The sequence below is a fragment of the Candidatus Darwinibacter acetoxidans genome (assembly GCF_041936445.1).
GTDB lineage: Bacteria > Bacillota > Limnochordia > Darwinibacteriales > Darwinibacteriaceae > DTU010.
In genome coordinates this window covers 14,116-40,264 of sequence record NZ_JBHGXH010000322.1, presented here as the reverse complement: position 1 = coordinate 40,264, position 26,149 = coordinate 14,116, and the positions used below count along the sequence as shown (strand labels likewise).

At 60.3% G+C, this 26,149-nt stretch carries 29 protein-coding genes and 2 tRNA genes; 20 read left to right on the top strand and 11 right to left on the bottom strand.

Features of this window, described 5'->3' with window-relative positions:
- Positions 1–20: 20 nt before the first annotated feature.
- The 4 genes from nth to ACE4YL_RS13345 form a co-directional block, all read right to left on the bottom strand.
- Positions 21–665, bottom strand: a complete 645-nt coding sequence (nth, locus tag ACE4YL_RS13360) for an endonuclease III (RefSeq protein ID WP_461357919.1) — start codon at positions 663–665, stop codon at positions 21–23.
- Positions 655–1,572 (bottom strand): DUF4032 domain-containing protein, encoded by a 918-nt coding sequence (locus ACE4YL_RS13355; RefSeq protein ID WP_461357918.1) that lies wholly within the window; start codon positions 1,570–1,572, stop codon positions 655–657. Before ACE4YL_RS13355 ends, nth begins: the two co-directional genes overlap by 11 nt.
- 7 nt (positions 1,573–1,579) lie before the next feature.
- The gene (locus ACE4YL_RS13350; RefSeq protein WP_461357917.1) at positions 1,580–2,191 is read right to left on the bottom strand and encodes a metallophosphoesterase family protein; all 612 of its coding nucleotides are present in this window, start codon (positions 2,189–2,191) and stop codon (positions 1,580–1,582) included.
- 73 nt (positions 2,192–2,264) lie between these two features.
- Positions 2,265–2,579 (bottom strand): hypothetical protein, encoded by a 315-nt coding sequence (locus ACE4YL_RS13345; protein WP_461357916.1) that lies wholly within the window; start codon positions 2,577–2,579, stop codon positions 2,265–2,267.
- Between the two features lie 71 nt (positions 2,580–2,650).
- Here ACE4YL_RS13345 and ACE4YL_RS13340 point away from each other — a divergent pair, with 71 nt between their 5' ends.
- Positions 2,651–3,124: a hypothetical protein gene (locus ACE4YL_RS13340; RefSeq protein WP_461369719.1), complete on the top strand. Its 474-nt coding sequence runs from the start codon at positions 2,651–2,653 to the stop codon at positions 3,122–3,124.
- Between the two features lie 76 nt (positions 3,125–3,200).
- On the top strand, positions 3,201–3,860 hold the full coding sequence (locus ACE4YL_RS13335; protein ID WP_461357914.1) for a redox-sensing transcriptional repressor Rex: 660 nt from the start codon (positions 3,201–3,203) through the stop codon (positions 3,858–3,860).
- A gap of 74 nt (positions 3,861–3,934) precedes the next feature.
- Here the strand turns inward: ACE4YL_RS13335 and ACE4YL_RS13330 are convergent, their stop codons facing one another.
- The 3 genes from ACE4YL_RS13330 to ACE4YL_RS13320 form a co-directional block, all read right to left on the bottom strand.
- Positions 3,935–4,627 carry an FMN-binding protein gene (locus ACE4YL_RS13330; RefSeq protein WP_461357913.1) on the bottom strand — a complete coding sequence of 231 codons (693 nt, stop codon included), beginning with the start codon at positions 4,625–4,627 and terminating at the stop codon, positions 3,935–3,937.
- A gap of 163 nt (positions 4,628–4,790) precedes the next feature.
- Positions 4,791–5,039 carry a hypothetical protein gene (locus ACE4YL_RS13325; protein WP_461357912.1) on the bottom strand — a complete coding sequence of 83 codons (249 nt, stop codon included), beginning with the start codon at positions 5,037–5,039 and terminating at the stop codon, positions 4,791–4,793.
- A 56-nt stretch (positions 5,040–5,095) separates the two neighbouring features.
- Positions 5,096–6,022: a LysM peptidoglycan-binding domain-containing protein gene (locus ACE4YL_RS13320; protein WP_461357911.1), complete on the bottom strand. Its 927-nt coding sequence runs from the start codon at positions 6,020–6,022 to the stop codon at positions 5,096–5,098.
- A 143-nt stretch (positions 6,023–6,165) separates the two neighbouring features.
- Here ACE4YL_RS13320 and ACE4YL_RS13315 point away from each other — a divergent pair.
- Positions 6,166–6,240, top strand: a tRNA-Asn gene (locus ACE4YL_RS13315).
- A 75-nt stretch (positions 6,241–6,315) separates the two neighbouring features.
- Here ACE4YL_RS13315 and ACE4YL_RS13310 read toward each other — a convergent pair.
- Together ACE4YL_RS13310 and ACE4YL_RS13305 are read right to left on the bottom strand one after the other, a co-directional pair.
- Positions 6,316–6,507 (bottom strand): PspC domain-containing protein, encoded by a 192-nt coding sequence (locus ACE4YL_RS13310; RefSeq protein WP_461357910.1) that lies wholly within the window; start codon positions 6,505–6,507, stop codon positions 6,316–6,318.
- Positions 6,500–7,489, bottom strand: coding sequence for a 2-hydroxyacid dehydrogenase (locus ACE4YL_RS13305; protein ID WP_461357909.1), 990 nt, complete (start codon positions 7,487–7,489; stop codon positions 6,500–6,502). The genes ACE4YL_RS13310 and ACE4YL_RS13305 overlap by 8 nt, the downstream gene beginning before the upstream one ends.
- Positions 7,490–7,623: 134 nt before the next feature.
- Here ACE4YL_RS13305 and ACE4YL_RS13300 point away from each other — a divergent pair, with 134 nt between their 5' ends.
- The 5 genes from ACE4YL_RS13300 to ACE4YL_RS13280 all read left to right on the top strand — a co-directional run bounded on the left by ACE4YL_RS13300 (position 7,624) and on the right by ACE4YL_RS13280 (position 10,984).
- Entirely contained in the window at positions 7,624–8,385 is a 762-nt protein-coding gene (locus tag ACE4YL_RS13300; RefSeq protein ID WP_461365366.1) for a ParA family protein, read from the top strand.
- A gap of 22 nt (positions 8,386–8,407) precedes the next feature.
- Positions 8,408–9,880, top strand: a complete 1,473-nt coding sequence (gene gltX, locus ACE4YL_RS13295; protein WP_461357907.1) for a glutamate--tRNA ligase — start codon at positions 8,408–8,410, stop codon at positions 9,878–9,880.
- Between the two features lie 5 nt (positions 9,881–9,885).
- Positions 9,886–10,302, top strand: coding sequence for an OsmC family protein (locus ACE4YL_RS13290; protein ID WP_461360208.1), 417 nt, complete (start codon positions 9,886–9,888; stop codon positions 10,300–10,302).
- A gap of 9 nt (positions 10,303–10,311) precedes the next feature.
- The gene (locus ACE4YL_RS13285) at positions 10,312–10,860 is read left to right on the top strand and encodes a cob(I)yrinic acid a,c-diamide adenosyltransferase (RefSeq protein ID WP_461357905.1); all 549 of its coding nucleotides are present in this window, start codon (positions 10,312–10,314) and stop codon (positions 10,858–10,860) included.
- Between the two features lie 50 nt (positions 10,861–10,910).
- Positions 10,911–10,984, top strand: a tRNA-Gln gene (locus tag ACE4YL_RS13280).
- A 272-nt stretch (positions 10,985–11,256) separates the two neighbouring features.
- Here ACE4YL_RS13280 and ACE4YL_RS13275 read toward each other — a convergent pair.
- The gene (locus ACE4YL_RS13275) at positions 11,257–12,300 is read right to left on the bottom strand and encodes a glycosyltransferase family 4 protein (RefSeq protein WP_461357904.1); all 1,044 of its coding nucleotides are present in this window, start codon (positions 12,298–12,300) and stop codon (positions 11,257–11,259) included.
- Positions 12,301–12,383: 83 nt separating this feature from the next.
- Here ACE4YL_RS13275 and ACE4YL_RS13270 point away from each other — a divergent pair, with 83 nt between their 5' ends.
- The 11 genes from ACE4YL_RS13270 to ACE4YL_RS13220 all read left to right on the top strand — a co-directional run bounded on the left by ACE4YL_RS13270 (position 12,384) and on the right by ACE4YL_RS13220 (position 24,541).
- Positions 12,384–14,000, top strand: a complete 1,617-nt coding sequence (locus ACE4YL_RS13270; RefSeq protein ID WP_461359913.1) for a Na/Pi cotransporter family protein — start codon at positions 12,384–12,386, stop codon at positions 13,998–14,000.
- 74 nt (positions 14,001–14,074) lie between these two features.
- Positions 14,075–14,326, top strand: coding sequence for an IreB family regulatory phosphoprotein (locus ACE4YL_RS13265; protein WP_461357902.1), 252 nt, complete (start codon positions 14,075–14,077; stop codon positions 14,324–14,326).
- 12 nt (positions 14,327–14,338) lie between these two features.
- Positions 14,339–15,622, top strand: coding sequence for a UDP-N-acetylglucosamine 1-carboxyvinyltransferase (murA, locus tag ACE4YL_RS13260; protein WP_461359914.1), 1,284 nt, complete (start codon positions 14,339–14,341; stop codon positions 15,620–15,622).
- Between the two features lie 95 nt (positions 15,623–15,717).
- Positions 15,718–18,621: a PHP domain-containing protein gene (locus ACE4YL_RS13255; protein ID WP_461359231.1), complete on the top strand. Its 2,904-nt coding sequence runs from the start codon at positions 15,718–15,720 to the stop codon at positions 18,619–18,621.
- A gap of 21 nt (positions 18,622–18,642) precedes the next feature.
- Positions 18,643–18,894, top strand: coding sequence for a trp RNA-binding attenuation protein MtrB (gene mtrB / locus ACE4YL_RS13250; RefSeq protein WP_461359915.1), 252 nt, complete (start codon positions 18,643–18,645; stop codon positions 18,892–18,894).
- A 20-nt stretch (positions 18,895–18,914) separates the two neighbouring features.
- Positions 18,915–19,112 carry a putative signal transducing protein gene (locus ACE4YL_RS13245; RefSeq protein ID WP_461359228.1) on the top strand — a complete coding sequence of 66 codons (198 nt, stop codon included), beginning with the start codon at positions 18,915–18,917 and terminating at the stop codon, positions 19,110–19,112.
- 54 nt (positions 19,113–19,166) lie between these two features.
- Positions 19,167–20,162 carry a 6-phosphofructokinase gene (pfkA, locus tag ACE4YL_RS13240; protein WP_461359916.1) on the top strand — a complete coding sequence of 332 codons (996 nt, stop codon included), beginning with the start codon at positions 19,167–19,169 and terminating at the stop codon, positions 20,160–20,162.
- A gap of 18 nt (positions 20,163–20,180) precedes the next feature.
- Positions 20,181–21,596: a pyruvate kinase gene (pyk, locus tag ACE4YL_RS13235; protein WP_461359917.1), complete on the top strand. Its 1,416-nt coding sequence runs from the start codon at positions 20,181–20,183 to the stop codon at positions 21,594–21,596.
- Between the two features lie 31 nt (positions 21,597–21,627).
- A complete protein-coding gene (locus tag ACE4YL_RS13230; protein WP_461358292.1) occupies positions 21,628–22,650 on the top strand; it encodes an AIR synthase family protein in 1,023 nt (340 codons plus the stop codon).
- Positions 22,640–23,356: a coenzyme F420-0:L-glutamate ligase gene (locus ACE4YL_RS13225; RefSeq protein ID WP_461359918.1), complete on the top strand. Its 717-nt coding sequence runs from the start codon at positions 22,640–22,642 to the stop codon at positions 23,354–23,356. The genes ACE4YL_RS13230 and ACE4YL_RS13225 overlap by 11 nt, the downstream gene beginning before the upstream one ends.
- Positions 23,357–23,377: 21 nt before the next feature.
- Positions 23,378–24,541 carry an exo-beta-N-acetylmuramidase NamZ family protein gene (locus tag ACE4YL_RS13220; protein WP_461358290.1) on the top strand — a complete coding sequence of 388 codons (1,164 nt, stop codon included), beginning with the start codon at positions 23,378–23,380 and terminating at the stop codon, positions 24,539–24,541.
- Here the strand turns inward: ACE4YL_RS13220 and ACE4YL_RS13215 are convergent.
- Positions 24,517–24,996: a GNAT family N-acetyltransferase gene (locus tag ACE4YL_RS13215; RefSeq protein WP_461358289.1), complete on the bottom strand. Its 480-nt coding sequence runs from the start codon at positions 24,994–24,996 to the stop codon at positions 24,517–24,519. The genes ACE4YL_RS13220 and ACE4YL_RS13215 overlap by 25 nt on opposite strands.
- An 89-nt stretch (positions 24,997–25,085) precedes the next feature.
- Between ACE4YL_RS13215 and ACE4YL_RS13210 the strand changes: the two genes are divergently transcribed.
- Positions 25,086–26,069 carry an N-acetylglucosamine kinase gene (locus tag ACE4YL_RS13210; RefSeq protein ID WP_461359919.1) on the top strand — a complete coding sequence of 328 codons (984 nt, stop codon included), beginning with the start codon at positions 25,086–25,088 and terminating at the stop codon, positions 26,067–26,069.
- The last annotated feature ends 80 nt before the right edge of the window (positions 26,070–26,149 follow it).

Below are 26,149 nucleotides of genomic sequence, written 5' to 3'. Positions count from 1 at the left end.
GGGCGCGGAGAAAACAGGTTCTATCCCGAGCTTGTTTGCTTTTCTTGGAAATAGCGGCAGTGCTCCTGGAGGGGGCACTGGTCGCAGAGGGGGCTGCGGGCTTTGCAGAGGGCCCGGCCGTGGCGGATCAGCCAGTGATGCGCGTCGATCCACTTTTCCTTAGGGATGGCCTCCATCAGCTGGCGCTCCGTCTCCTGGGGCGTGGCCGCGCTGGACAAGCCCAGGCGGTTGGCCACCCTGAAGACGTGGGTGTCCACGGCGATGGCGGGAATACCGAAGGCATTGGCCAGCACCACATTGGCTGTTTTCCTGCCTACCCCCGGCAGCGCCTCCAGCTCTTCCCGGGTGTTGGGAACCTGGCCGCCGTGCTTTTCCACCAGAATCTGCGCGGTCTTAATCAGGTTCTGGGCTTTGTTCCGCCACAGTCCCGCGCTGCGGATGTGGGCGGCCACCTCCTCAAAGCTGGCCGCGGCTAAGTGGTGGGCCGTGGGAAAGGCGGGGAAGAGCGTTTCGGTGATCTGGTTCACCCGCTCATCTGTGCACTGGGCAGAAAGGATGGTAGCCACCAAAAGCTGGAATGGACCGTTGTGCTTCAGGGCGGTCTTGGGATTGGGATACAGGTTTTCCAGGATCTTAAGGATTGCCAAGGTCGCTTTAGTAGTCAAAGAGTTCATCCTCCGTGGGCAGCTTGCTTGGGTCCGCGGCGCAGTCCCGGCAGTGTGGGCAGCCCCGGCAGTCCCGGGCCACCCGCACTAAGCCGTCTTCATCGATGATCAAGCCGTAAGGGCAGGTATCGCCGGGATCTGGGCTGAACAGGCTGGTGATCAGATCCTTCAGCTGTTCGGCAAAGGATTTGTCCGGCCTGGGCACCTTGAAATCGGCCAGGGCTTCTTTGTAGCTGACGTTCTGCTTGGTTAGGCGGCTCTTGGCTACTTTATGGTAGGAGGCGTAGAGGAAGAGATCCCCTTCGGTGCGGCCGGGGAACTCGTCCAACAGCCGCTGCTCCCGGATCAGGGCCACCACGGGTTTGTAGATCTCCTGCTCCCAGCTGGCCGCGGCGTTCTGCAGGGAAAGATCCACCCCCAAAGCCTCCGATTCTTCTTGGCGGTACTGTTCGATCTGCATGAGCAGTTTGTCGTAGGCACCCAGTTCCGTGAGCTCGATGCCGCTTAGGCCAGTTTTGTGCTCGAAAATGGAGCGCTCCCGCCAGATCAGGTTGGGCTCGCTGTCTGGGGGAGGGAAAAATTCCACTACTTCGGCGTCGATGAAGGCCTGCCCCACTTCCTTGGCGGCGGCCACCCGGTGGTTGCCGTCAACTACATAGTACTTGTCGCGAACTTTATACAAAGAAACCGGCGGCAGGGTACTGCCCCGTTCCACCGCCTTTTTGATCTGCTGATAGCGGTACATGGTGTGGCGGTTTTTAATGCGAAAGCGGGCATCAAAATCCCGCCAGCGGTTCACCGAGCCCACGATGCTGTCCACGGGCACGGTGCGCAGGCCTAAGTACAGAGAATCGGTGAGGCCCAGCTTTTCCTTGGCCGTGTCAAACGCTTTGGCATGTCCTCGCATGAAGCACTCACTCCACCGGTGGATCTATGTCCAAAATGTGAAAGCCATAGCCGTTGATTACTGTGGTGTCGTTCACAACATCAATGCGGTTTTGCTTCAGTCCGTAGTTGAGATGGGTGTGGCCGTGGATGAAATAGCGTGGTTTGTACTTGTGAATGATGTGGGAGAAGGTGAGAAAACCCCTGTGGCACTGGTCTTCGGCGTCATGGATGCCAAAGGGGGGTGCGTGGGTCAGCACAATGTCGATCTTGCGCCCAAAGCGAAAGCGCCAGGCCATGCGGCGCCAGATGGATCGCATCTGCCGCTCGGTATACTGGATAGCGGAAGGGTGGTGGTAGAACATGGATCCTTCAAAACCGATGATGGTTAAGCCTTTGAAGTAAACCACCTTTCCGTGAATGTTTTCACCACCGTCGGGGGGATTCTGGGCATAATTGTCATCGTGGTTGCCGCGGACATAGTAGAGGGGAGCATTGAAAACGGACATGAGGTATGATAGATACCAGGGGGGTAGATCACCAACGGAGAGGATGGCGTCAATGGACTCTGGAAAGCGCTCACGCCGGAAATGATCATACAGCCGTGGGTCCACCGTATCCCCGACAATTAGAAACTTCAAGCTAGAACCTCCCAACCAAATCACCTCAGTCAGAGAGCTGTCAAGACTGCCCCGCTTTTTGGGAAACGGGCGTCTACTCCAATTCTCCGCGGAGACGGGCGTTTTCTTCTTGGGCTACGCGGCGCTTTTCCTGCACGGCTGACATGATTTTGCTTTCCAAAGTTACGCCTCTGAGCCTTTCCCAGAACCTGGGTGGGCGGATGATGGAGCAATAGCGCTCGGGAGCCTGATACCAGGCTGCATGCGGACCGTCAACCGCTTCTACCTTTGCGTAGTCTTCGATGAGGGTGACGCGAATCCCCCACTTATCGCCTGGGGCGATCTCGAGGTAAACGGCGCTCTTGTCGGTGGGGCGACTCCATTTGCCTCGATTCAGCTCTTTCAGCATGTTCTCATCCTTTCCCACTAGTAAGTATTACACATCGGTGGGCTAAATCCTAGTCAGATTGGGAGATGGTTGTGTTGCTGTTGTTAACGATCTGTATCTTTTTGTCCCTGCTCTGCCCGCTTCCCGCCTGGGCCAGCCCGGAGGAAGCCAGTTCCCTCCGCCTCGTGCAGGGGGAGTGGGCCCACGAGGTGCGGGGGATGGATGATTACGATCCCAATCCGGAAGGGCGCTTCAAGCGGGGGGAGCGGGGTTACGCTTACATAGTGGTGGAAGGATTCGATGTCGGCCAGGACGGCGAATACTACTTCCTGCACTTAAGCGTAGATGTGGCCCTGGAAACCAAGGGGGGCATCCGGCTCTTTTCCCGCAGGGACATCTACGACCTGGAAGAATGGTACCTGGAACCTCCCGGCGATACATGGTTCTACATCTATGTCGATATTCCCTGGTGGGCGCCGCGGGGAACCTATGTGGCGGTGATCACCATCCACGATCTCCTTGCTGGTACGGCTTTGGAGGAGAGGCGGGAAGTTGCTGTTTACTAATTTGCCTTGTGAAAAGGGATACAAGCGGTATTTGTAGAATAATTAGCGAGCATTCCATTTTTCAAGGGGGAATATGATGACAGCAAGAGGGAGAAAAAAGCGCGCAGCCATCCCCCAAGGGGTTGTGGGCCGCTTACCCGTCTATTTCCGCTACCTCACCGAGCTGCACTCCTTGGGCGTGGACAAGGTTTCCTCGGCTCAACTGGGGGAAGCCCTGGATTTTACCGCAGCCCAGATCCGCTCCGATCTGAGCTACTTCGGTTCCTTCGGCCAGCAGGGTTATGGTTATAACGTTGCGGAACTGCTGCAGCAGGTTCGGCAGATCTTGGGGTTGAACAAACGCCATTCCCTGGTCTTGGTGGGGGCGGGGAATATCGGTAAAGCCATCGGCAGCTACGGGTGGTTTCGCGCCGAAGGGTTTATCATCGAAGCCATCTTCGATATCGATCCCCACTTGATCGGCAATATCCACGGGGGCTGCGCCATCCGCCACGTGGATGAACTGAAGGACTATCTCCAAGAGCACTCCGCGGATATCGGTGTGATCGCCACACCAAAGGAAGCTGCCCAGGCGGTCTGCGATGTGCTGGTGGCAGGCGGCGTCAAGGGCATCTGGAACTTCTCGCCGGCCCAGCTCAATGTGGCAGAGGGCGTGATTGTGGAAAATATCCACCTCACCGACAGCCTGCTCCGTTTGGCTTTCCGCCTTCACGAACGGGAGCAGCGCCTCGAGTAGTAAAGGACCGAAAAAAGCGGCATAGAAAAAGCACCTGACCGTTGGCCAGGTGCTTTTTTGGGCTGGTTGGTGAACTACTTGTCGATGCGAGCTCTATCTAAAGCATCGCGTACTGCGATGTTGGACATCTGGGTCAGACCGGTGGCTCCGCTGATGGTGTCAACGAAACCGGGTTCGGACTGGAGGGCTGCTTCTTTGTAAGCTTCCCGAGCCATCTCCAGGGGCCAACCATACTCGGCCGGATCCTGGATGCTGCCGTCGGCAAGTACGCGCTGCGCTTTGAAGTCAACGATCTTGTCGTCCTTGATGGTGATCCATACTACCTTGTAGTAGCCGCGGCTGGCCACATCGGAACGGCCCATAAACACACCGTCGAAGTACTTCTTGTCGGTGGGCTTGTCGGGGCTGGCCTTAATCAGGGCCCTCTCCACAGCCTGGATGAAGCCCGTGGAGCTGCCGGTTGCACCGGTGACGATGTCGGCTACAGCAGCTTGGTTCTCCACAAACTGCAGTCCCAGGGTGCGGGCGGCTTCGCCGGCCTCGGGCCAGGGATAGGTTGTCCAATCTTTCTCCACCATTTTGTCGGTAAACTCACGGAGAATTACCGCAACGATTTTGCCATCCTCAATGAACACTTTGGCGTACTGGATGCTCTTGTCGCTGGCATCGGACCAGGCTTCATAGGTTCCATCGATGTACTGGGCGTAGGAGAGTACGCTGAAGGATAGGACCAAGACGACAGCAAGGAGCAGCGAAAGCTTTCTCATGTGCTCAAACCTCCATTTTTGATTTGTCATAGTGAATTCTTTCACCAACTGGGCCCATGTTTAGATTAACAAATTAGGTGGAGGTAGTCAAGGTGTTTAATCAAAATTTTTATATGAAAAACCAACACCTTTTTTCGCACATTTGACCTGCTTTCCTGGCCGTTCAGCCGTACTGCGTCAATGTGGTGACCATGACGATGTCCTGTCCCTGCCTACAGTTTTCCTGAAAAAGGTGGCGCAAAGCCCGCCAAACTTCATCTGGGCTGCCTGTGATTATCGTATCAAGCGAGGTGCTGCTCTGGCGAAAATCGTAGTCGAGGCCGTGTTCCTCCAGAAACTGGGTGGGCAGTCCCATGAGGCTTTCCAGCCCCTCCTGGTCCACGGGGTAAAGGGAAACCTGTGCTCTGATCATAAAAAGGCCTACACCTCCTGTGGGTAGTATGGCCAGAAGGTGCAGGCTTCACTCCTTTAGCCGGTGGGGACGCACACGATCTGCCCGGGCCGGATCTGGTTGGGATTGGGGATCTGTGGGTTGGCCCTGATCAGGGCATCCAGGGAGACCCCAAAGCGGCGGGCGATGTTGAACATGGTATCCCCAGGTCGCACGGTGTAGGCAAAGGTCCCGGGAGGACAGCCCCCTGGGGGCTGGGAGACGATGGGTACGCAGACGATCTGCCCCGGGAAAATCAAATTGGGATTGGTGATCTGGGGATTGGCGGCGATTAAGGCATTGAGGGATACCCCAAACCTTTGGGCGATGAGGAACATGCTGTCACCGGGCTGCACTGTATAGGCGAAGGTCCCCGGCGGGCAGCGGCCATCGGTTCTGGGCACGCAGACGATCTGTCCCGGGAAGATCAGGTTGGGATTGGTGATCTGGGGGTTGGCGGCGATCAAGGCATTGAGGGATACACCGAACCTCTGGGCGATGGAGAACATGGAATCGCCCGGCTGCACCGTGTAGGGGAACGTGTTGGGCGGGCAGGCAAACTCCGGCACGCAGACGATCTGCCCCGGGAAGATCAGGTTAGGGTTGGGAATCTGGGGATTAGCCGCAATCAGTTCATCTAGGGGGACGTTGAATCTCCGGGCAATGGAGAACATGGTGTCCCCTGGCTGTACGGTGTAGCTGAAGGTGCCGGGTGGGCAGGTCACCTGCTGCCGCGGGATGCAGACGATCTGTCCGGGGCGGATCTGGCTGGGATCGGGGATCTGGGGATTGGCCGCGATCAAGGCGTCGAGGCTCACTCCGAACTGACGGGCAATGGAGAACATGCTGTCCCCAGGGCGGACGATGTAGGGAGTGGTGTTGGGTCCGCAGACGCGCCCCGCCTCGGAGCTGCCCTGGGCTTCAGCTTGCGCCTGCTCAGCGGCGAGCTTTTCTTGGTCTTCCAACGTAAATCCTCCTTTACACATGAATACCGCGAGGACGGAAAGGCTTTAGGTCCTCGTTTGCGGTTCATACCAGGATATGAGTGGAAAGGAGGATGTGTGCCTCTTGACACGGGGAAAAAGCTGTGCTAAAGTAAGGGTAGCGTTCCTCGGTAGCTCAATGGCAGAGCATTCGGCTGTTAACCGAAGGGTTGCTGGTTCGAGTCCAGCCCGAGGAGCCAGCATGAAAGCGACTAGGTGCAGCCTAGTCGCTTTCGCCACTTATTGAGGGCTGGATAAGTCCGGGGGCCTGGCGGCTAACGGTAGGGGTCCTCCGGGATGATGATCCAGGCGACGATGTAGGCCAAAATGCCCGTTCCATACACGATGGCTAGGATAGCCCAGATCAGGCGGACGATGGTGGGATCGATGTTGAAATACTCTGCGATCCCGCCGCAGACACCGCCGATTTTTCTGTCCCTGGACGAACGGTAAATCCGTTTACTCATAGCTGTCCTCCCTCTTCCAGATTTCTGGATTGACCAGATTGCGGGGGCGTTGGCCCTTTAAGACGGCCAGCACATCGCTGACCACCAGATCAACCATCTGCAAACGGGTTTCCCTGCCGGCACTGGCGATATGGGGGGCTAAAACCACATTGGGCAGCTCGGCGAGACCCGGGTGGAGGGCCGGCTCATTTTCAAACACGTCCAAACCGGCGCCGTAGATCCGCCCCTCCCTCAGCGCCTGGACCAGGGCCCCTTCATCCACCACCGGACCCCGGGCGGTGTTGATCAAGACCGCGGTGGGCTTCATGAGCCCAAGTTCCCGCTCCCCAATGAGATGCCTGGTTTCGGGGGTGAGGGGGCAGTGCAGGGAGACGAAATCTGCTTCCTTAAGCAGGGCGTCCAAATCAGCATATTCTAGACCCAGCTCCCTTTCCACATCCTCCGGGAGCCTCGTTCGATTGTGATAGAGGATGCGCATGGCAAAGCCCCGGGCCCTTTTGGCCACCGCTTGGCCGATGCGTCCTGCGCCCACGATGCCTAAGGTCTTACCGTGGACCTCAACCCCCAGGAGCAGTTCCGGGGCCCAACCGGCGAAGCGCCCCGCCCGCACCAGGGCATCACCTTCCACCACCCGCCTGGCGGTGGCCAAAAGGAGTGCCCAGGCGAAGTCAGCGCTGGCCGCGGTGAGCACATCCGGTGTGTTCACCACGGCAATCCCCCGGGCGGTGGCGGCAGCGAGGTCGATGTTGTTAAAGCCCACGGCGTAGTTGGCGATTACCTTGAGTTTCTGGCCCGCCCCGATCACTTCGGAGTCGATCGGATTGGCCAGCATGGTGATGACTGCATCCTGCCCGGGGATGATCTCCAGAAGCTCTTCCTTGGTCATGTTGCGGTCTTCCGGAAAGACGGTGACCTCACACAGGTCACGCAGCCGCTCTAGACCCTGGCCGGGCAGCTTTCTTGTTACAAAGACGCTGTACATAGCCACACTCCTCTCACCGTATTATTCTTGCCCTGGACCGGAGATCCTTTTCAGTTCACAAAGAGTTCAAAACAGCCGGCAGGGTTTCGCCGCAGGTTGTTGAACTTACCTCTAAGTTAAGGGAGGGAGTATGGGTGGCCGCTGTCATTGCCCTTGCCAACCAAAAGGGGGGAGTGGGGAAGACCACTTCCACGTACAATCTGGGCGTGGCCCTGGCGGAAGTGGGGCAGAGGGTGCTGCTCATGGATCTCGATCCCCAGGGCGGACTCACCTATTACTCCGGGTTTGAACCAGAAGAGCTGGGGAAGACTATCTATCACTGTTTGGTGCGCAGTACCTCCCCCCGGGAGGTCATGCTCACCAATGAATACGGCGTGGACCTGCTGCCGGCCAACATCGACCTTTCCCTGGCCGAGTTTCAGCTGGTCACCGCCCCAGCCCGGGAGCGGCGCATTACCCGCATTGTCAACGAGCTCAGGGAGGATTATGATTTTATCTTGATCGACTGCCAGCCTTCCCTGGGGCTTTTGACCATCAACGCCCTGGCCGCCGCGGAGGCGGTGATTGTCCCCGTTTCCTGCGAGTATTTGAGCATCAGGGGAACCAGGGCCCTGCTGCGTCTGATTGCCAAGGTGAAGGGTTCCCTCAACAGCAAGCTGCAGATTGCCGGGATCCTGCCGACGCTGTTTGACAACCGCACCAGGCACGGCCGGGAAACCCTGGCCCGTTTGGCCCAGGAGTTTCCCCAGATCCACCTCTATCCCCATGTGGTGGCCCGCAGCATCCGCTTTGCCGAGTCCGCGGCCAAGCAGGAGCCGATCTACGAGGCAAAATACCCAGTGCCCGGAGCTGAAGCCTATCGGGAGTTGGCCAGGGAACTGGTGAGGAAGAAATAGAAGAGGCATTGGAGGAGTAGTGATGAACACAGTCCGCGTGCGTTTTGCACCAAGTCCAACGGGTTATCTCCATGTGGGCGGAGCACGGACCGCCTTATTTAACTGGCTGTTTGCCCGCCAGCACCGAGGAGTATTTGTCCTGCGCATCGAGGATACTGACCTGGCCCGCTCCACGGAAGAGGCCACCCAGGCTATCTTGGACTCCCTGGAATACCTGGGCCTGGATTGGGACGAAGGCCCCAGGAAAGGGGGCAGCTTCGGCCCCTATTTCCAAAGCGAGCGCCTGCATCTTTACAGGCAGTATGTGGAGAAGTTGATGGAGCAGGGCCGCGCCTATAAATGCTACTGCACCCCCGAAGAGCTGGATCAAAGGCGGGAAGAGCAGATCAAGCGGGGCGAAGCCACCCACTACGATCGGCACTGCCTGCATCTTTCCCCGGAGGAGCGGGCTCAATACGAAGCGGAGGGACGCAGCTACGCCATCCGCTTCAAGGCTCTGGATGAGGGTGTGACCGAAGTGGATGACCTGATCCGGGGGAAGGTGCGCTTTGATAACACAGCGCAGGTTGATGACTTTGTCATTGTGAAATCAGATGGCATGCCCACCTACAACTTCGCGGTGGTGGTGGACGATGCCCTGATGGGCATCACCCATGTGATCCGGGGGGAGGATCACCTCTCCAACACCCCCAAGCAGATCCAGATTTACCAGGCCCTGGGCTTTCCAGTGCCGCAGTTTGCCCATATTCCCATGATCCTGGGCTCAGACCGGGCCCTGCTCAGCAAACGCCACGGTGCCACTTCGGTTATGCAGTTCAAGGAGGATGGGTATCTGCCCGCGGCCATGGTCAACTACCTGGCTCTCTTGGGCTGGAGCTACGATGATGCCCAAACCATCTTCTCCATCCCTGAACTTGTGGAGAAGTTCAGCCTGGAGAAGGTCTCCAAAAACCCAGCCGTGTTTGATATGCAGAAGCTGGAGTGGATGAACGGAGTGTACATCCGCGAGCTTACCCTGGAGGAGCTTCTTGCAGAAGTGCTCCCCTTCTGGCAGAAGGCCGGCTTTGTGCCTGGGGAAATAACTCCCGAGCTTAAGGGTTACTGCCTGCGCATCCTCAAAGAGCTGCAGCCCCGCATGAAACTTCTAGCGGAAGCGGTGGAGCTCGCCCGCTATTTCTTCACCGACGATTACCAGTACAACCAGGAGGCGGTGGCCAAGGTCCTCACAAAACCCCGGACGGAGGAGATCCTCCAGTACCTGGCGGAAGTGGTGGCCGGTGCCCAGGAGCTCCAGGAGGAGGAGCTCAAACCCCTCTTTAAGCAGGGTATGGAGAAGTTCGGCGTGAAAATGGGCGATCTGATGCAGCCCCTGCGGGTGGCTGTCACGGGAACCAACGTCAGTCCCGGCATTTACGAAGTGCTGGCCCTGTTGGGCCGGGAGAGGGTGCTCGAGCGGATCGAGCGGACCATCAAGATGCTCAAGGAGAGGAGTTGACACCTATGGTTGAGGCGAAACTGCGCTGGAACGGCAAGATGGGCTTTGTGGGCGTTTCCGGTTCCAACCACGCGGTGGTGATGGATGTCCGCCCCGAAAGCGGCGGCGATGGCACGGCCCCCAGCCCCATGGAATTGGTCCTCATGGCCTTAGGGGGCTGCTCCGGTGTGGATGTGGCGGAGATTTTGCGGAAGAAGCGCTTGAACGTAAGGGATTTCCAGATCATTTTGGAAGGGGAGCGGGCCGAGGATTACCCGAAGGTTTTCACCAAGGTCCAGATGACCTTTGTGTTTGAGGGTGAAGGCCTGACCATGAAGCCCCTGGAAGATGCGGTCCGCCTCTCGCTGGACAAGTACTGCTCCGTCGCGGGCATGGTGGGCAAAACCGCGGACATCCAGTGGAAGGTGGAAATCAAAGAATAGGGGTGCAAGATGGGGATCTATACCAAGCAGGGAGATGGGGGCCAGACCAAACTGGGCACCGGCGCCGCTGTGCCCAAGGGCGATCCCAGGGTGGAAGCCTACGGCACTGTAGATGAGCTCTCCAGCTTTCTCGGCCTGGCCCACACCGCCCTGGAAGATGGGGATCTGATTCAGGATCTCACCTGGGTGCAGGAAAAACTGCATACCGTGGGTGCCATTTTGGCCTTCCCCGGCCGCAGCGGCGGTGTGGGGGAGATCACTCCGGCCGATATAGAAAAGCTGGAAAGGCGCATCGATGCCATGGTTCAGGAACTGCCGCCCCTCCAGGGTTTCCTGCTCCCGGGAGGGGTGCAGGGGGCGGCCTTGCTGCACTGCGCCCGCAGCGTTGCCCGCCGGGCCGAGCGGGCCATAAGCCGGCTGAACCAGGCGGACTATCCCCTGGGCGGCTTGATCCTGCCCTTTTTGAACCGACTCAGTGATTACCTTTTTTGCGCTGCGCGCTTGGTCAACCACCGGGCCGGTCACGGCGATGTGCTGGTTGGCGGCGGGAAATTGTAGAAAGGCCCTTGACTTTTCCCGGTGGTGTGGTATAGTGTATAGCAGAACGCTGGGGGATCGTCTAACGGCAGGACGGAGGACTCTGACTCCTCTAGTCTAGGTTCGAATCCTAGTCCCCCAGCCATTTTTCTGTAAAAGAGAGAGGACCGCGCTGTGCGGTCCTTTTTGTGTGCGGCGCCGCAGCGGCGTCCGGGCCCGTGGAGCTGCTTGCGCGGCCGCTTGTGGGCATGGTTTCTTTTTTGCAGGACATTTCCAGTTGTCAGCGAATTCACTATCATGGTCGTGGGTTCAAGCTGAGTAGAAGCAGGTAGCGATAATCGCTGGCTGTGGCGGAGATAATAAGCTGAAACGTGTCCTTTTTGGCTGTTTTCAGTTCTATGCCATCAGGTTACTGGTTTACCAGCCGCTTTGCGTTGTCGAGCCCCATCCCGGCGGTGGGGTTTTTTTGGGGCTTTTCAGCACCAACTCGTAGAGCGCGGCGGTCTTGGCGGCCATGTCGGCGCTGGAAAGATGCTTTTCCGCGTAGCTCCTTCCGAAACTCTGCAGTTTTTTCAGGCGGTGGGGGCGGTGCAGCAGGGCATGCAGGTCGTATTTCAAATCCGCGAGGTCAAAGCGCCCCAGATTGCCGCTGAAGTCGAAGTCAGGCAGCTTCACCAAAGGCGGTGAGATTACGCCGTCGTAGGCCCTCTGCATGAGGAGCACGGCATTGCCGCAGCTCAGGGCTTCCCTGGCCGTACGGCCGCAGGCGGCCACGATGCCGGACTTCTGCAGGTGGGGCACTAAGTTCACCTGCCACGGCAGGTAAGTGGTGCCAGGGATCTGCGGGTCGAAGTTAGAAATGATCTTCAGGGGTGTGCCCACCAGGAGGGAATTTGCCTCCGCCAGGTAGCGCAGGGGCTCCAGGCGCTTCTTCTCCAGGCGGCCCACATACAAAAGGGCGCGGCGGGGGCCGGTCTGCTTCTCGGGAGGGGTAAACACCTCGGTATCAACGCCGTTGGGAATGATCTGGGTTTTCTGTCTGAACTCCTGCAGTTCCTCAGCCACTCTAGGCCCGATGGCGATGATGGCGCTGGCTGCCGCGAGGTAGCGGCGGAAGCGGGCCTGGGAGAAGCCCAGGCCGTGGCAGGTGACGACGAAGGGGATGCCCAAGCGGTAAGCGAGTATTTGGGCGCTGTGGAAGAGGGTGGAGCTCTGGACGTGGATCAAATCCGGCTGCCAGAGGCGGCTCTGGATGGTGAGGGCACCGAGGCTGAGCCCGTGGCAGAAGGGCAGCTTGTGTTGGAGGAGGTAGGGAACGTAATCACTCCAGAACAACCTGGTATGGATGGTTCCAAAGGCGATCTGGGGTTCGATCTTCAGTCTCTTCAGCTGTTTGGCCAGTTCAAGAACGTGGGTGGTTTGGCCGCTCAAAAAGAAATCCGATAACAGCAAGACCTTCAAGCATAATCCCCCCAAGTTCCACTTCTACTTAATCTATGCGTTCACGGGTAAAGGGTACTAATCTTCGCATAAGGGGTGCTTTTATGGGTTCTGGCGTAAAGGTCGTGTTTCACCTCTTCGGTGGCTTAGGCATCTTTTTCCTGGGGATGCAGCTCATGTCCGACGGCCTGCAGAAGGCTGCCGGCGCCCGCATGCGGCGCATCCTGGAGCTGTTCACCTCCCGGCCCCTCACGGCGGTTTTGACCGGAGCTGGGGTGACCGCGGTGCTGCAGTCCAGCTCCACAGTGACCGTCATGATCGTGGGCTTTGTCAACTCCGGTCTGATGAACCTCCGGCAGGCCCTGGGCACCATCATGGGCGCCAATATCGGTACCACCATCACAGCGCAGATCGTCTCCTTTGACATCTATGCCCTGGCCTTCCCCTTTGCCGGGGTGGGAGCCTTTTTGTACTTTTTCTCCAAAAGGAAGCTCCCCCGCTATGTGGGTAAGAGCGTTTTAGGCTTTGGGGTCCTGCTCTTGGGTCTATCCACCATGAGCAGCGCAGTGAATCCCCTCAGGAGCTATCAGCCCTTCTTGGATCTATTGGTGCTGCTGGGCCAAAAGCCCCTGCTGGGTGTCCTGGCAGGTGCTGTCTTTACCGCCATCATCCAAAGCTCCAGCGCGACCACGGGTTTGGTCATCGCCCTGGCTTGGCAGGGCATTGTGGATCTGTCCGCGGGTTTGGCCATCGCGGTTGGGGCCAACATCGGGACCTGCGTGACCGCCCTTTTGGCAGGCCTCACCGCGGGCACCGCGGCCCGCCGGGCGGCCATTGGCCATCTGCTTTTCAACGTGTTTGGCACTGTTTTGTTTCTGATCTTCCGCAGTCCCTTTACGGGCCTGGTACAGGCGACCGGGGCATCTGTGGCCAGGCAGCTGGCCAACGCCCATACCTTGTTCAACGTGGGCACCACCCTGATTGCCTTTCCGTTTTTGAGCTACTTCGTCAAGCTGGTCACCTCCCTGGTGCCCGGTGAAGATGAGGTTATCGAGATGAAGCCCCAGTTTTTGGATGAGCGCATGGTGGGAACCCCAGGTGCCCTCCTGAGCGCGCAGCAGGAAGTGCTGCGCATGGCTGAGCTGGCCGCGAGCATGGTGGATCAGGCGGTTTCCGCCTTTGTGCAGGGCGATCTTTCCCTGCTGCGCCAGATCGAGCAGCGGGAAGAAGTGGTTAATATCTTGGAAAAGGCCATTACGGGCTTTTTGGCCAAGGCTAACCAGCAGTCCATGGATGTGCAGGAAGCAAGGCGCGTGGTCAACCTGATGCACGTCGTCAACGATGTGGAGAGGATTGGCGACCACGCCATCAACATCTCCGAGCTGGCTGAACTGAGGGTCAGCGAGCATCTGGAGCTCAGCGAAGCTGCCCAAAGGGATCTACAGCAGCTCTACTCTGAAGTGATGAAGATGTACCGGGGCGTGATTGAAGCGCTCTCCCAGGATAATGCCGAGCAGGCCCAGGGTATAATTGGCCTAGACGATGTGGTGGACGATCTGGAAAAACTCTACCGGGCCAATCACATCGAGCGCATTAACATGGGCGTATGCAATCCAGAAATCGGCGTGCTGTTCCTGGATGCCCTGAGCAATCTGGAGCGGGTCGCGGACCATGCCACCAACATCGCCGAAGCAGTGGCGGACATCGCCTTTGCCAAATAGCGGGGCGGTCAGGGAGGGGGCCGGTTTGGCGAATACTCTAGACGGTCCCACCAAAAGAAGAGGGAGGACTTGGGATGGACGACCAAACAAGAATGTTTGCAGCCATTGATAAAGAACCCGTGGATACCCGGGATATTCTAACGCGAGTATGGGCTGCCCTGGAGGAAAAGGGCTATGAACCCCTGGACCAGATCGTAGGCTACCTGGTCTCGGGCGACCCATCGTACATAACTGCCCACGGCGATGCCCGCAGGCTCATCCAGAATTTGGAACGTACCGATCTGCTGGAAGAGATCGTGGCCGATTACTTCAAAAACCTAGCTTAAGGAGGGGTTCCCATGTCAGTTTTGATCATTGAAGGCGGTAGGCCCCTCCGCGGGTCGGTGGATATCAGCGGGGCCAAAAACAGCGCCCTGGCCATTGTGGTGGCGGCAGCCCTGGCCACGGAGGGCGAGTGTGTTTTGGATAACATCCCCCAGGGGAGCGATGTGAACACCATCTGCCAGATCCTCCAGGATCTGGGGGTGGAGGTGTGGTATGATGACCAGCGGCGCCTGCATGTCCGGGGGGAGACGTTGAGCAAGCATAAGGCCTCCTACGAACTGGTGCGCAGGATGCGGGCTTCCTTCTACAGCGCGGGACTGCTCTTGGCCCGCCTGGGCAAGGCGGAGGTGCCCCTGCCGGGGGGCTGTGCCATCGGCTCCCGCCCAGTGGATTTCCACATCAAGGGCTTTGCCCAGCTGGGGGCGGAAGTGGTCATTGAACACGGCTACATGAAGGCGGAAGCCACAAGACTTAAAGGCGCCCATATCTACATCAACCGCTCCAGTGTGGGCACCACCATCAACCTCATGATCGCGGCCTCCCTAGCTGAGGGCACCACGGTGCTGGAAAACGCGGCCAAGGAGCCGGAGGTGGTGGATCTGGCCATCTTCCTCAACGGCATGGGGGCGAAGATCCGGGGCGCGGGTACAGAGAGCATCCGCATCGAAGGCGTGGAAAAACTCAGGGGCATCGAGTATTCCATCATCCCGGACCGCATTGAAGCGGGTACGTTCATGCTGGCCACCGCCATCACCGGCGGGGATGTGGTCCTGCGCAATGTGGTCGCGGAGCACCTGAGGGTGCCCATTGTGAAGATGGAAGAGGCGGGGGTGCGGGTTACCCGCAGCGGCACCGAACTGAGGGTGGTGGCGCCGAGGCGCCTTAAGGCGGTGGATGTGGAAACGCTGCCCTATCCCGGATTCCCCACCGATTTGCAGCAGCCCTTCGTGGCCGCGATGTGCCTCGCGGATGGCACCAGCGTAGTGCGGGAGACCATCTTTGACCGCTTCCGCTACGTGGATGAGCTGCGCAGGATGGGCGCGGACATCAAAACAGAGCAGAACACGGCCATCGTGCGGGGGGTACCGCAGCTGACCGGGGCGCCTGTGGAGGTTACCGATCTGCGGGCCGGCGCAGCGCTGGCCATTGCCGCCCTGGCGGCGCAGGGCCGCACGGAACTGTACGGAGCAGAGATTATCGATCGCGGTTATGAGTTCTTCGAGGAAAAACTGCGCAGCCTGGGGGCGAATATCTACCGGGAGCAGCTGACCAACCCGCGGGAGCTGGTAATCAAATAGGGGCTCAGGGCCGTAAGGCCCTTTTTTGTCGCCGCAGTACAGGATTTTGCCGGGGGGGACCGAAGAGTTGAGGTGAGGGGGTGAGCTCTTTGACAGTGCAGCTCTACACCCACAGCGATTATTCCCTGCTGGAATCAACGCTCACAGTGGAGGAGCTGGTCAAGCGGGCAGCCGCGCTGGGCTACACCGCCCTGGCCCTGACCGACCACAACACAACCGGCGGGCACTGGGAATTCCAGCGCTGCTGCGCCCAGGCGGGCATCAAACCCCTGTTTGGCCTGGAGCTGGATGTGACCTATGAACCCGGCGCGAAGCCCCGACAGGTGGTTTTCCTCGCCTTAGATAACGCCGGCTACCGCAGCCTCTTGCGCCTGGCTTCCCTCCAGCCGCCGGTACCCAGGGAAGATCTGCCCCTCTTCAAGGAAGGCCTGGCCGTGCTGGAAGGGGGAAGCAGGGGGCAGCTCAGCGCCCTGCTCAGCGCGGGAAGGCTCGCTGAAGCCCAAGCCCTCTACAGCTGGTACGAAGGGGAGTTTGGCCCCAATTTCTACCTGCGGCAGGAAGCGGGGCGGGACAGCGCCCTTCTTTCCACCTTTCCCCAGGGCCGCTTTGTTCCCTGCCAGGATGTGCGCTACGCCGAGCCCGCTTCCGTGGAGACGTTGCGGGTTTTGGCCGCGGTTAAGGGCGTTGATGCCTGCATCCCGCCCTATCCACTCCTGCCCTGGGCGGAGCTTCTGGAAAAGGCCGGCTGCTCCCCGGAGATGGCCGCCGGCGCCCTGGAGCTTGCCCAGCGCTGCTCAGTAGAGCTCCCCCGGGAGCAGAGCTTAAGCGGCGGGACGGGGGGAGCTGAGCTGGAGAGGCTGGCCTGGGAAGGGGCCCGCCGGCGCTTCCCGGAGCTGACGGACGAGGTGCAGGCACGGCTGGATTACGAGCTTCAGGTCATCCGCCGACTGGGCTTTGCCCACTATTTTCTCATCGTCGCGGATCTGGTGCGCTTTGCCAAGGAGGCGGGCATACCGGTGGGCCCAGGCCGGGGAAGTGCCGCGGGTAGCCTCACCGCCTATGTGCTGGGCATTACGGAAGTGAATCCCCTGGCCTGGGGCCTGGTCTTTGAGCGCTTCCTCAATCCCGAGCGCCAGAGCAAACCCGATATCGATGTGGACTTCTGCTACGAACGGCGGGGGGAAGTGCTGGCTTACGCCGCGCGCCGCTTCGGGGAAGAGTATGTGGCCCAGATCGGCACCTACGGAACCTTTGGACCCAAGGGCGCGGCCCAGGAGGTGCGGCGCATCTTGGGACGGGATGACCCCCGCATGGCCTCGGAGATCCAGCATTTGAAGAGGCTGCGCTCCATCCATGCCGCGGGGATGATCATCAGCCAGCGGCCCATCCAGGAGATCAGCGCGGTCTACCGGGACCGCGCCCTGCCCGTGACCCATCTGGACATGTATGCCCTGGAGGAACTGGGCGCCTTAAAAGTAGATGTGTTGGGCCTGAGGACCTTGACCCTCCTGCGCCGCATGGAAGAGGAAGTGCAAAGGCGGGATCCCCACTTCACTCTGGAGGGGCTCCCCCTGGAGGATGCCCCGACCTTTGAGCTTCTGGGCTCCGGCCGGAGTTTAGGCATCTTCCAGCTGGAAAGCGAGCTTTTCCAGGAGCTGCTGCGCAGCCTCCAGCCCCAGACCTTCGGGGATATCGTCGCCCTTTTGGCCCTGGGCCGGCCGGGGCCTTTGAGTATGTTCCGGGAGTTTGTCCAAAGGCGGGCCGAGCCTGGTAAGGTGAGCTACCTCCATCCAGAACTCAGGGAGATCCTGGGGGAAACCTACGGACTGATCCTCTACCAGGAACAGGTGATGGCCATTGCCCACCGCTTGGGGGGGCTCTCCTTGGGCGAGGCGGATCTGCTGCGCCGGGATCTGGCCAAGGGCGATGCCCAGGGGGCCAGCCTCTGGCAGGAGCGCTTCCTCCAGGGAGCCCAAAGCCGGGGCCTGAGCCGCAAGGCCGCGCAGGAGCTGTTCGGGAGCATCGTCCAGTTCAGCGGCTACGCCTTCAACAAAGCCCATTCGGTGAGCTACGCCCTGATCGCCTGGCGGGCCGCCTATCTCAAGGCCCACTATCCGGAGGTGTTTTACGCCGTGCTCCTCAGGGAGGCGGCGGCCAAAACCCAGGGAGCTCTCCTCCTGGAGGCCAAATCCTTGGGTGTGGAGATCCTGCCCCCCAGCGTGCTCCACTCCCAGCCCAAAACGGCCCTGGAGGGTAGAGCCATCAGGCTCGGCCTTCTGGCGGGGAACAGGCTGCCGCCCCAGGCAGCCCAGGTCATTGTGGAGCGGCGCCGGCGTTGGTCCAGCCTGAAGGAGTTCAAGGCCGCGGTGCGCCTGGAACCCCAGCTGCTGGAAACCTTGGTGCTCATGGGCGCCCTGGATGAGCTGGGGGAGCGCAGTAGGCTCTTGGCGGAACTGGGGCTCAGCCCCCGGCCCGCTTTGGAGCTCCTGCAGCAGGAAAAGGAGCTTCTAGGCGCCTATGTGAGCGGGCATCCCTGCGGCCCCTTTGGGCCCCTGGCTGCCAAACTCCGGGGAGAGCTGGAGGCGGCGGTGGGGGAAGTGGTTGAGGTGAAGCGGCAGGGCCGGAGCTGGCAGGGGGTTTTGGATACGCCCCAAGGGCTCCTGGCCTTTAGGGGCGAGCCGGATCCGGTGAGCGGCCCCCTCAAGCCCGGCAGCCGGGCGGCCCTATTTGGCAGGCTCAAAGGGGGCGAGCTCCTCCTGGAGTGGTTTTTGCCCCTGGGCCCCGTTCTGCTCATTACGCCCCAGCCCCACCAGCTGGAAACCATCAAGGGGATCTTGGGGGAAGAGGGGGGCACCAGGCCCGCCATCCTCCTCGTGGGTCAAGCTTACCACCTGCTGCCCCCCAAGTTTTGGGTGCGCAGCGCCAGCCGGGTCAACGAGTCCCTGCAAGCGGGGGGAATTGTGTACACCTGGTTTGATCCGTGGAAAGAAAATGCATAGCGGCAGGGGAATGCCTGCCGGATGCGAAAGATTGCAGCGTGTGGGGAGGTGCTGAATGTGAGCGCAGCAGATGCTTATATCATGATCCAGGCCCTGGAGGACGGGGTGACCGTGATCGGTTTGACCAGGGGAGCGAGCACCAAGTTTCACCATACGGAGAAGTTGGACAAAGGCGAGATTCTCCTAGCCCAGTTTACAGAACACACTTCTGCGATTAAAATAAGGGGGAAAGCAAGGGTGTTCACAAACCTGGGTGTCGCGGAGTCAGAGTGAGTAAAGGAGGACCGTTGACCATGTGGAAAGTGGTGTACATCGCCCCCAATCGACCCATCGCCGAGATGCTGCAGGGGCTGCTGCGGGACAGCGGAATCCTCACCATGCTGCGTCCCATCGGTGCACCGCATCTGGGGGATTCCGCCAGTGTAGAAATATTGGTACCAGAATCGGAAGCAGAAGAAGCCAGTGAGATCATCGCCGCTTCCTTCGGCTGAGGCGAAATTCAGGCGCTTCCTCCTTTGGAAATTCAGCTGTGAGAGGGATGTATGTTGGCTAAACGAGTAGGAATTCTAACCAGCGGCGGCGATGCCCCGGGCATGAATGCTGCCATCAGAACCGCGGTGCGCAGTGCACTGCATTTTAACCTGGAACCGTGGGGCATCTACCGCGGCTATCACGGTTTGATCAACGGAGAGCTTGAGCCCATGGACAGCCGGGCTGTCTCCGGCATTATTCAGCGGGGGGGCACCATTTTAAAAAGCGCCCGCTCTGAACACTTCAAAACGCCTGAAGGGCGCGCCCAGGCCGTGGACATGCTGCGCAGGCACGAGATCGATTCCCTTTTGGTGATCGGCGGCGATGGTTCCCTGCGGGGGGCCTTGAGCCTGCAGCAGGAGGGTATCACCGTGGTTGGCATTCCCGCCACCATCGATAACGATATTCCCTGCACCGACTATTCCATCGGTTTCGATACAGCCGTGAACACCGTGATGGATGCGGTGAACAAGATCCGGGATACGGCCAGCAGCCATGACCGGGTGTACCTGGTGGAAGTGATGGGGCGCCATTCGGGCCATATTGCCCTCTACTCGGGGCTGGCCTGCGGCGCCGATGTGATCCTGATCCCTGAGGTTCCCTACGATCTGGATCAGGTGTGCCAGCAGATCCAAAAGGCCGCGCAGGCGGGCAAGACCTACAACATCATCGTGGTGGCGGAAGGTGTCCGCCGGATCGGCGGCGGCAATGGCACCACCAGCCCCGCCATGCAGATCGGCCGGTATATCGAAGAAAAGGCGGGCATTGAGACCCGCATCACCATCCTCGGCCATATCCAGCGGGGAGGGGTCCCCACGGTGCGGGATCGCCTGCTCGCCAGCCGCCTGGCTTACCATGCCATCGAGCTCATTTTCCGGGGCGTGGGCGGCAAGATGGTGGGCGAGGTGGATCAGGTGGTCAAAGCTTTTGACCTGGACTATGCCCTGGCCCAGGAGAAGCAGCTTAACCCAGACTACCGCCGTTTGGCGGCTGTGCTGGCGTCGCTCTAGGGGAAAAGGAGGTTGACCATGCGCAAAACGAAGATCGTCTGTACCATCGGGCCCGCCAGCGAAAGTCCGGAGATGATCCGGGCCCTCTTGAGGGCCGGCATGGATGTGGCCAGGCTCAATTTCTCCCACGGTACCCTGGACGAGCACCTGCGGCGCATCCACAATCTGCGGGAGGCCGCTAAGGAACTGGGCGTGAACTTGGCCCTGCTGCTGGACATCCAAGGGCCCAAGATCCGCTTGGGGCACCTGAAGGAAGGGCCCGTTGAACTCATTTCCGGAGAAGAGTACATATTGACCGTTGAGCCCTGTGAGGGCGATGAGCAACGGGTCCATGTGGATTACCCCCACCTGAACAGGGACCTGCGGCCCGGTGCAGTGATTTACATAGACGATGGGCTTTTAGAGCTGAAGGTGAAGGAGATTAAAGGACCCGATGTGATCTGCCAGGTGATCATCGGCGGGCAGCTCAGCTCCCGCAAGGGAGTGTCCCTGCCCGGTGTGGATGTGGATCTGCCGCCCCTGACCAAAGAAGATGTGGAGCACATCCGCTTCGGGGTGCGCCACGGGGTGGACTTCATCGCTGCCTCCTTTGTGCGCCGGGCAGAGCATGTGGAGGCGGTGCGCCGGGTGATCCGGGAGGCCGGCGGCACCCAGCAAATTGTCTCCAAAATCGAAAGCAATGAAGGTCTGCGCCATATCGACGAGATCATCGGCGCATCCGATGGCATTATGGTGGCCCGGGGCGATCTGGGGGTGGAAATCCCGGTGGAGGAGGTTCCCCTGGTTCAGAAGATGCTGATCCGCAAATGCAATCTGGCGGGGGTGCCGGTGATTACAGCCACCCAGATGCTGGATTCCATGGTCCGCAACCCCACCCCCACCAGGGCGGAAGTGACGGATGTGGCCAATGCCATCTTGGAAGGCACCGATGCGGTGATGCTCTCCGGCGAAACGGCGGTGGGCAAGTATCCCGCCAGGGCGGTGCAGATCATGGACAAGATCGCCCGTCGGGTGGAGGAAGTGATGGACTACGGAGCTATCCTGCGGGAGAAGGCGGGGGAAGGACGCACCTCCATTGTTCAAGCGGTGTCCTTAGCCGCCTGCCAGGTGAGCCATGATCTGGGCGTGCAGGTGATGATCTGCTCCACCTTCTCGGGAGCCACGGCACGTTTTCTCTCTCAGAAACGGCCCAAGGCGGTCATCTTCGCCACATCCCCTAACGAGCATGTGGTCAGGCAGCTGGCCCTGACCTGGGGAGTGTGTGCGGCGCACCTGAAACGGCCCCCGGAAGTTGAGGCTCTGGTGCAGCAGTCCATCGCGGAGGCGCAGCGCCGCGGTTTGGTCTCCTCGGGGGATATCGTCACGGTGATCACCGGGTTGGCCGGGGGCACCGCCGGCAGCACCAACATGCTGCGGGTTTTGAAGGTGGACTAAGCACTTCATAAGAGAGATGGTAGGTGGACCTTTGAAAGCGGGAAAACTGTCAGGTGAGTTGTTGGAGCGCATGGTCCTCTCCGCCATCCGCTTTCAGCGGGATGATGTGCTGGTCCATGCAGGTTTAGGGGAGGACTGTGCAGTAATTGATTTCGGCGAAGAAGTGTGCCTGATCACCAGCGACCCCATCACCGGGGCGGTGCAGGGTTTAGGGGAACTCGCGGTGCACGTGGCCTGTAACGACTTGGCGGCCAACGGCGGCACCCCCGTGGGTGTCCAAGTTGTGCTGCTTGTGCCCGAGGGCACCAAGGCAGAGTATATCCGCCAGGTTATGGAGGATATCCACGCCACCGCGGCCAAACTTGAGGTGGAAGTGATCGGCGGCCACACGGAGGTAACCAGCCGGGTGCGGGACTGTGTGGTGTCCATCACCGCCATCGGTAGAGCCCCTAAGGGCAGGTATGTCACCTCCCACGGGGCCAAGCCCGGCGATGATCTGGTGCTCACCAAGGGTGTGGGCATTGAAGCCACCGCCATTTTGGCCAGGGATTTCGGGCATCTCCTGCCCTTTGAGGTTGCTCCGGAAGAGATCGCAGCCTTTACCGGGCAGCTGTCTGTGGTGCCCGAGGGGCTTTTGGCTGCGGACTGCGGCGTCCATGCCATGCACGATGTGACGGAAGGCGGGCTTTTAGGCGCGGCCCGGGAGATCTGCCTGGCCGCGGGGGTGGGGGCGGAGATCTGGGAAGAGCAGGTCTTTGTCCCGGAATTGACCCGGCGCATCTGCCGGCATCTGGGGCTGGATCCTTTGGCGCTGCTTTCTTCAGGCGCTATGCTCATGGCGGCGCCTAAGGGAGCGGAGCTGGTAGAGCGCCTCGCGGAGGCCGGCATTGCGGCCTTTTTGGTGGGGAAGATTACCGCGGGCAGCCATCCCGTGCTGATCCGCACAGGCGGAGAACAGGTGCCCATTAAGGCCCATGTGGAAGATGAGTTGTGGAGGTTTTTTGCCAGGCGGGAAGAGGGGAATGGTGATGGAAGGTTTGGTCATGAAGGCTAATCCGGGTAAGCGCCTGGAGATGAGGATCGGGGAGAACATCTACATGCGCATACCCGTCCGCACCAAGGTGGTCTCGGCCACCGACGAGATCGCGGAGGTGGCCAAGGAGTACATAGGGGGCTTGCTGCAGCCCGCCGATGTGGTGGTGGTGAGCGAGAAGGCGGTGGCCATCACCCAGGGACGCTTCTACCATGTGGATGAAATCAAGCCCTCCTGGCTGGCGCGCCTTTTGAGTAAATTCGTGTACAACTCGCCCCACGGGGCCAATCTGCGCTGCCCCAAGGCCATGGAGCTCACCATCAGGGAAGTGGGCTGGCTGCGGGTCTTGGTGGCTGCCCTCATCGGGGGACTGGGTAAGCTCTTTGGCATCCGTGGCCTCTTTTACCGGATCTGCGGCACGAAAGCCCGCTCGGTAGATGGCGCCTGGGAGGGGACGATCCCGCCTTACCAGCGCTGCATCGTGCTGGCTCCGGAAAACCCGGAGAAGGTGGCGGAGCAGCTGAAGGAGGCCCTCGGCTGCGAAGCAGCGGTGATCGATGCCAACGATCTGGGGGTGAACATCCTGGGGGCCTCCAGCGGAGTGGATCAGGCCCTGCTGCTGGAGCTGCTCAGGGATAATCCCCTGGGGCAGTCCACGGAGCAGACGCCCTTTGGGATTATCCGCCGGGTGCCGGAAGAAGAGCTGGAAGGCTTTTCGGCAAGCTGAGGCGGCGGGGGACGAGGGGCAGTGGCTTTACAGCTCGGTGTAGAAAAGTTCTGCAACAACTTGGCGAAGTATGTGGGCCGGAAGCGTTTGGGCCTGATCACCAACCCCAGCGGTGTGGATCAGAGGTTGCGCACCACAAGCGACCTGCTGCAGGCTGCTGGTCAGCTGGTCGCGCTCTTCGCGCCGGAGCACGGAGTGGGGGCCCACATCCAAGCTGGTGAGCCGGTGGCTTTCCACCGGGACGCCCAGACGGGCCTTCCCGTTTACAGCCTGTACGGTTCCACAAAAAAGCCCACCCCGGAGATGCTGGACGGGGTGGATGTACTCATCTTCGATCTCCAGGATGTGGGCTGCCGGTTTTACACTTACGTGCAGACGCTCCTTTACGCCCTGGAGGCCGCCGCGGAGCTGGCGCGGGAGATCATTGTCCTGGACCGCCCGAATCCCTTGGGCGGTGTTTTCGTTGAGGGCGGTCTGCTTGAGGCGCAGTTCCGCTCCTTTGTGGGCTCGCCCATCCCCATCCGCTACGGTTTGACCATCGGGGAGTTGGCCCGCTATTTCAACTCCGCCTTGGGGATCGGTGCTCGGCTTGCGGTGGTTCCCCTGGAGGGCTGGGACCCGGAGCGGTTCGGCGATGAGCTTTTCCTTCCCTGGGTGCCGCCCTCGCCCAATATTCCCAAGGTGGATACGGCCGTGGTCTATCCAGGGACCTGCCTTCTAGAGGGGACCAATCTCTCCGAGGGCCGTGGTACGGCCCTGCCCTTTGAGGTGGTGGGGGCCCCCTTCCTTGACGGCCGGCGCTTGGCCGTCCGCCTCAATGAGCTGGAACTGCCGGGGGTCGCTTTCCGCCCCACGAGCTTCGTGCCCGCGGCTTCGAAGTACGCGGGGGAGCTCTGCCAGGGGGTGCAGATCCATGTCACGGATCGGCGGGCGTTTCGCCCGGTGCGCACGGGGCTTCTTTTGGTGGAAGCGGCAGCCCAGCTCCATCCGGAGTTTACCTTCCTTAAGCCCGCGGGGGATGGCCCCTGCTTCTTTGACCTTTTGGCGGGCACGGATCAGGTCCGCCTGGCGGTGGAGGAGGGCCGGCCCCTCACGGAGCTTCTGGCCCAGTGGGATGCTGAGGCTGGGGAGTTCCGCCGCCGGTGCCAGCCCTTTTACCTTTACGAGCGCAGCATGCCCCGGTAGATCCCCGGAGCCGAGCCTGGAATTTCCAGTACCTCTACGGTTTTGCGGTAGAATTCCACGGGGCCCGCTCCCCCGATGATGCCGTAGGCATAGCCCAGCTCAGCCAGGCCGTGGAGGGCGGCTAGGGTGAGGGCCCGGCCGATCTCTTTGCCCCGGTAGTCGGGGTGCACGCCGATGGGCCCGAAGAAGGCTTTGTAGGTGGCCTCGTAGCAGGCAAAGCCCGCCACGCCCTTAGTGTTTTCGTCCACAACCAGCACGATGGTGCTGGGCTTGTTGGCAAAGGCCACCGCGGCTTCGTCCGCCCAGTGGTTGTTGAAGTGCTTTTGGATCCAGTCAAGCACAATGTGCCTTTCCGGAGGGATGCCCCGGCGCAGAGTGAAGCCCTGCTCCGCCAGGGAGCGCCTGAGGGGCTCCAGCTCAGGGAGTTCATAGAGTTTGACCAAAAGATCGGGCATAGATCAACAGCTCCTTCCCAGTGTTTCCCTGAATTATTCTCGCCGGGAAGGGGATTACCTGCCAAGCTGTCCGGCGGAGGGGTGAAAGGATGGAAAACGGGCTGTACCTTGGTGTTGATGGGGGGCGCAGCGGGACCCGCTGCGTGGTCATTACCAAAGAAGGCGAGATCGTAGGCCGCGGCCGGGGCGAACGGGTGGACTTCGTGCTGGCGCCCGGGGGCAGGGACCGGCTGCGCAGGACGCTGCTCTCCACCCTGGAGGGGACGGGGCTAGAGGAGTACAAGTTCCAAGGTGCCTTTCTGGGCCTCTCCGGCGTGGTCCCAGGTGGCGAGCTGGAACAGGCGGTGCGGGAGGTCTGCGCCGACCTTTTCACTGCGGAAGTTTTGGAGATCGATATGGACGCGGTGGCTGCCTGGGCGGGGGCCCTGCAGCTGCAGCCGGGGATCGTGCTCATAGCCGGCAGCGGTTCCATCGCCCTGGGGGTGAACGAGAAGCGGCAGAGGGCCCGGGCCGGGGGCTGGGGCTACCTCTTCGGCGATGAGGGCGGGGGCTTTGGCATCGCCCGGGACGGCTTAAGGCGGGTTTTGGCCAGCCAAGATGCGGGGGAGCCGGAGGGGTCCTTAGCCGCCCTGTACACGCGGTTTTTCCGCAGGAGCCCTGAAGAGCTCGCCCGGGACTTTTACGCCGGGGAAGTTTCCCGGGATGCCCTGGCGGCCATCACTGCCGAGATCGCTAAGCTGGCCGGGGAGGGAGATGCCGCGGCCCGGGAGCTCTTCCAGGAGGCGGGCCGGTCTTTGGCCCTGCTGGTGCAGGCGGTGGGCAGAAGGCTCCGCTGGCCCGGGAAGACCATTACCTGGTCACCTGTGGGCGGCGTCTTTAGGGCCCAAGGCCTCATTTTGGAGCCCCTAAAGGAAAGCCTCGCGGAAGACCCCAAGAAGAGCTTTGAGCTTGTACCGCCCAAGTTTCCCCCCGCGGTTGGTGCCGCGCTTTTGGCCCTGGAACGGGCAGAAGGAGGCGTTGATCCCCGGATCTTCCCTCCTCTTGCGGAACAGCTCACCAAGTTAAATTTGTAAAGATCCTCCCAAGTTTTCGGGAGGATTTTTTGTGCTCCCGTTGAATCTTAGAAACATAAAGGCATGCATCTATGAATTTG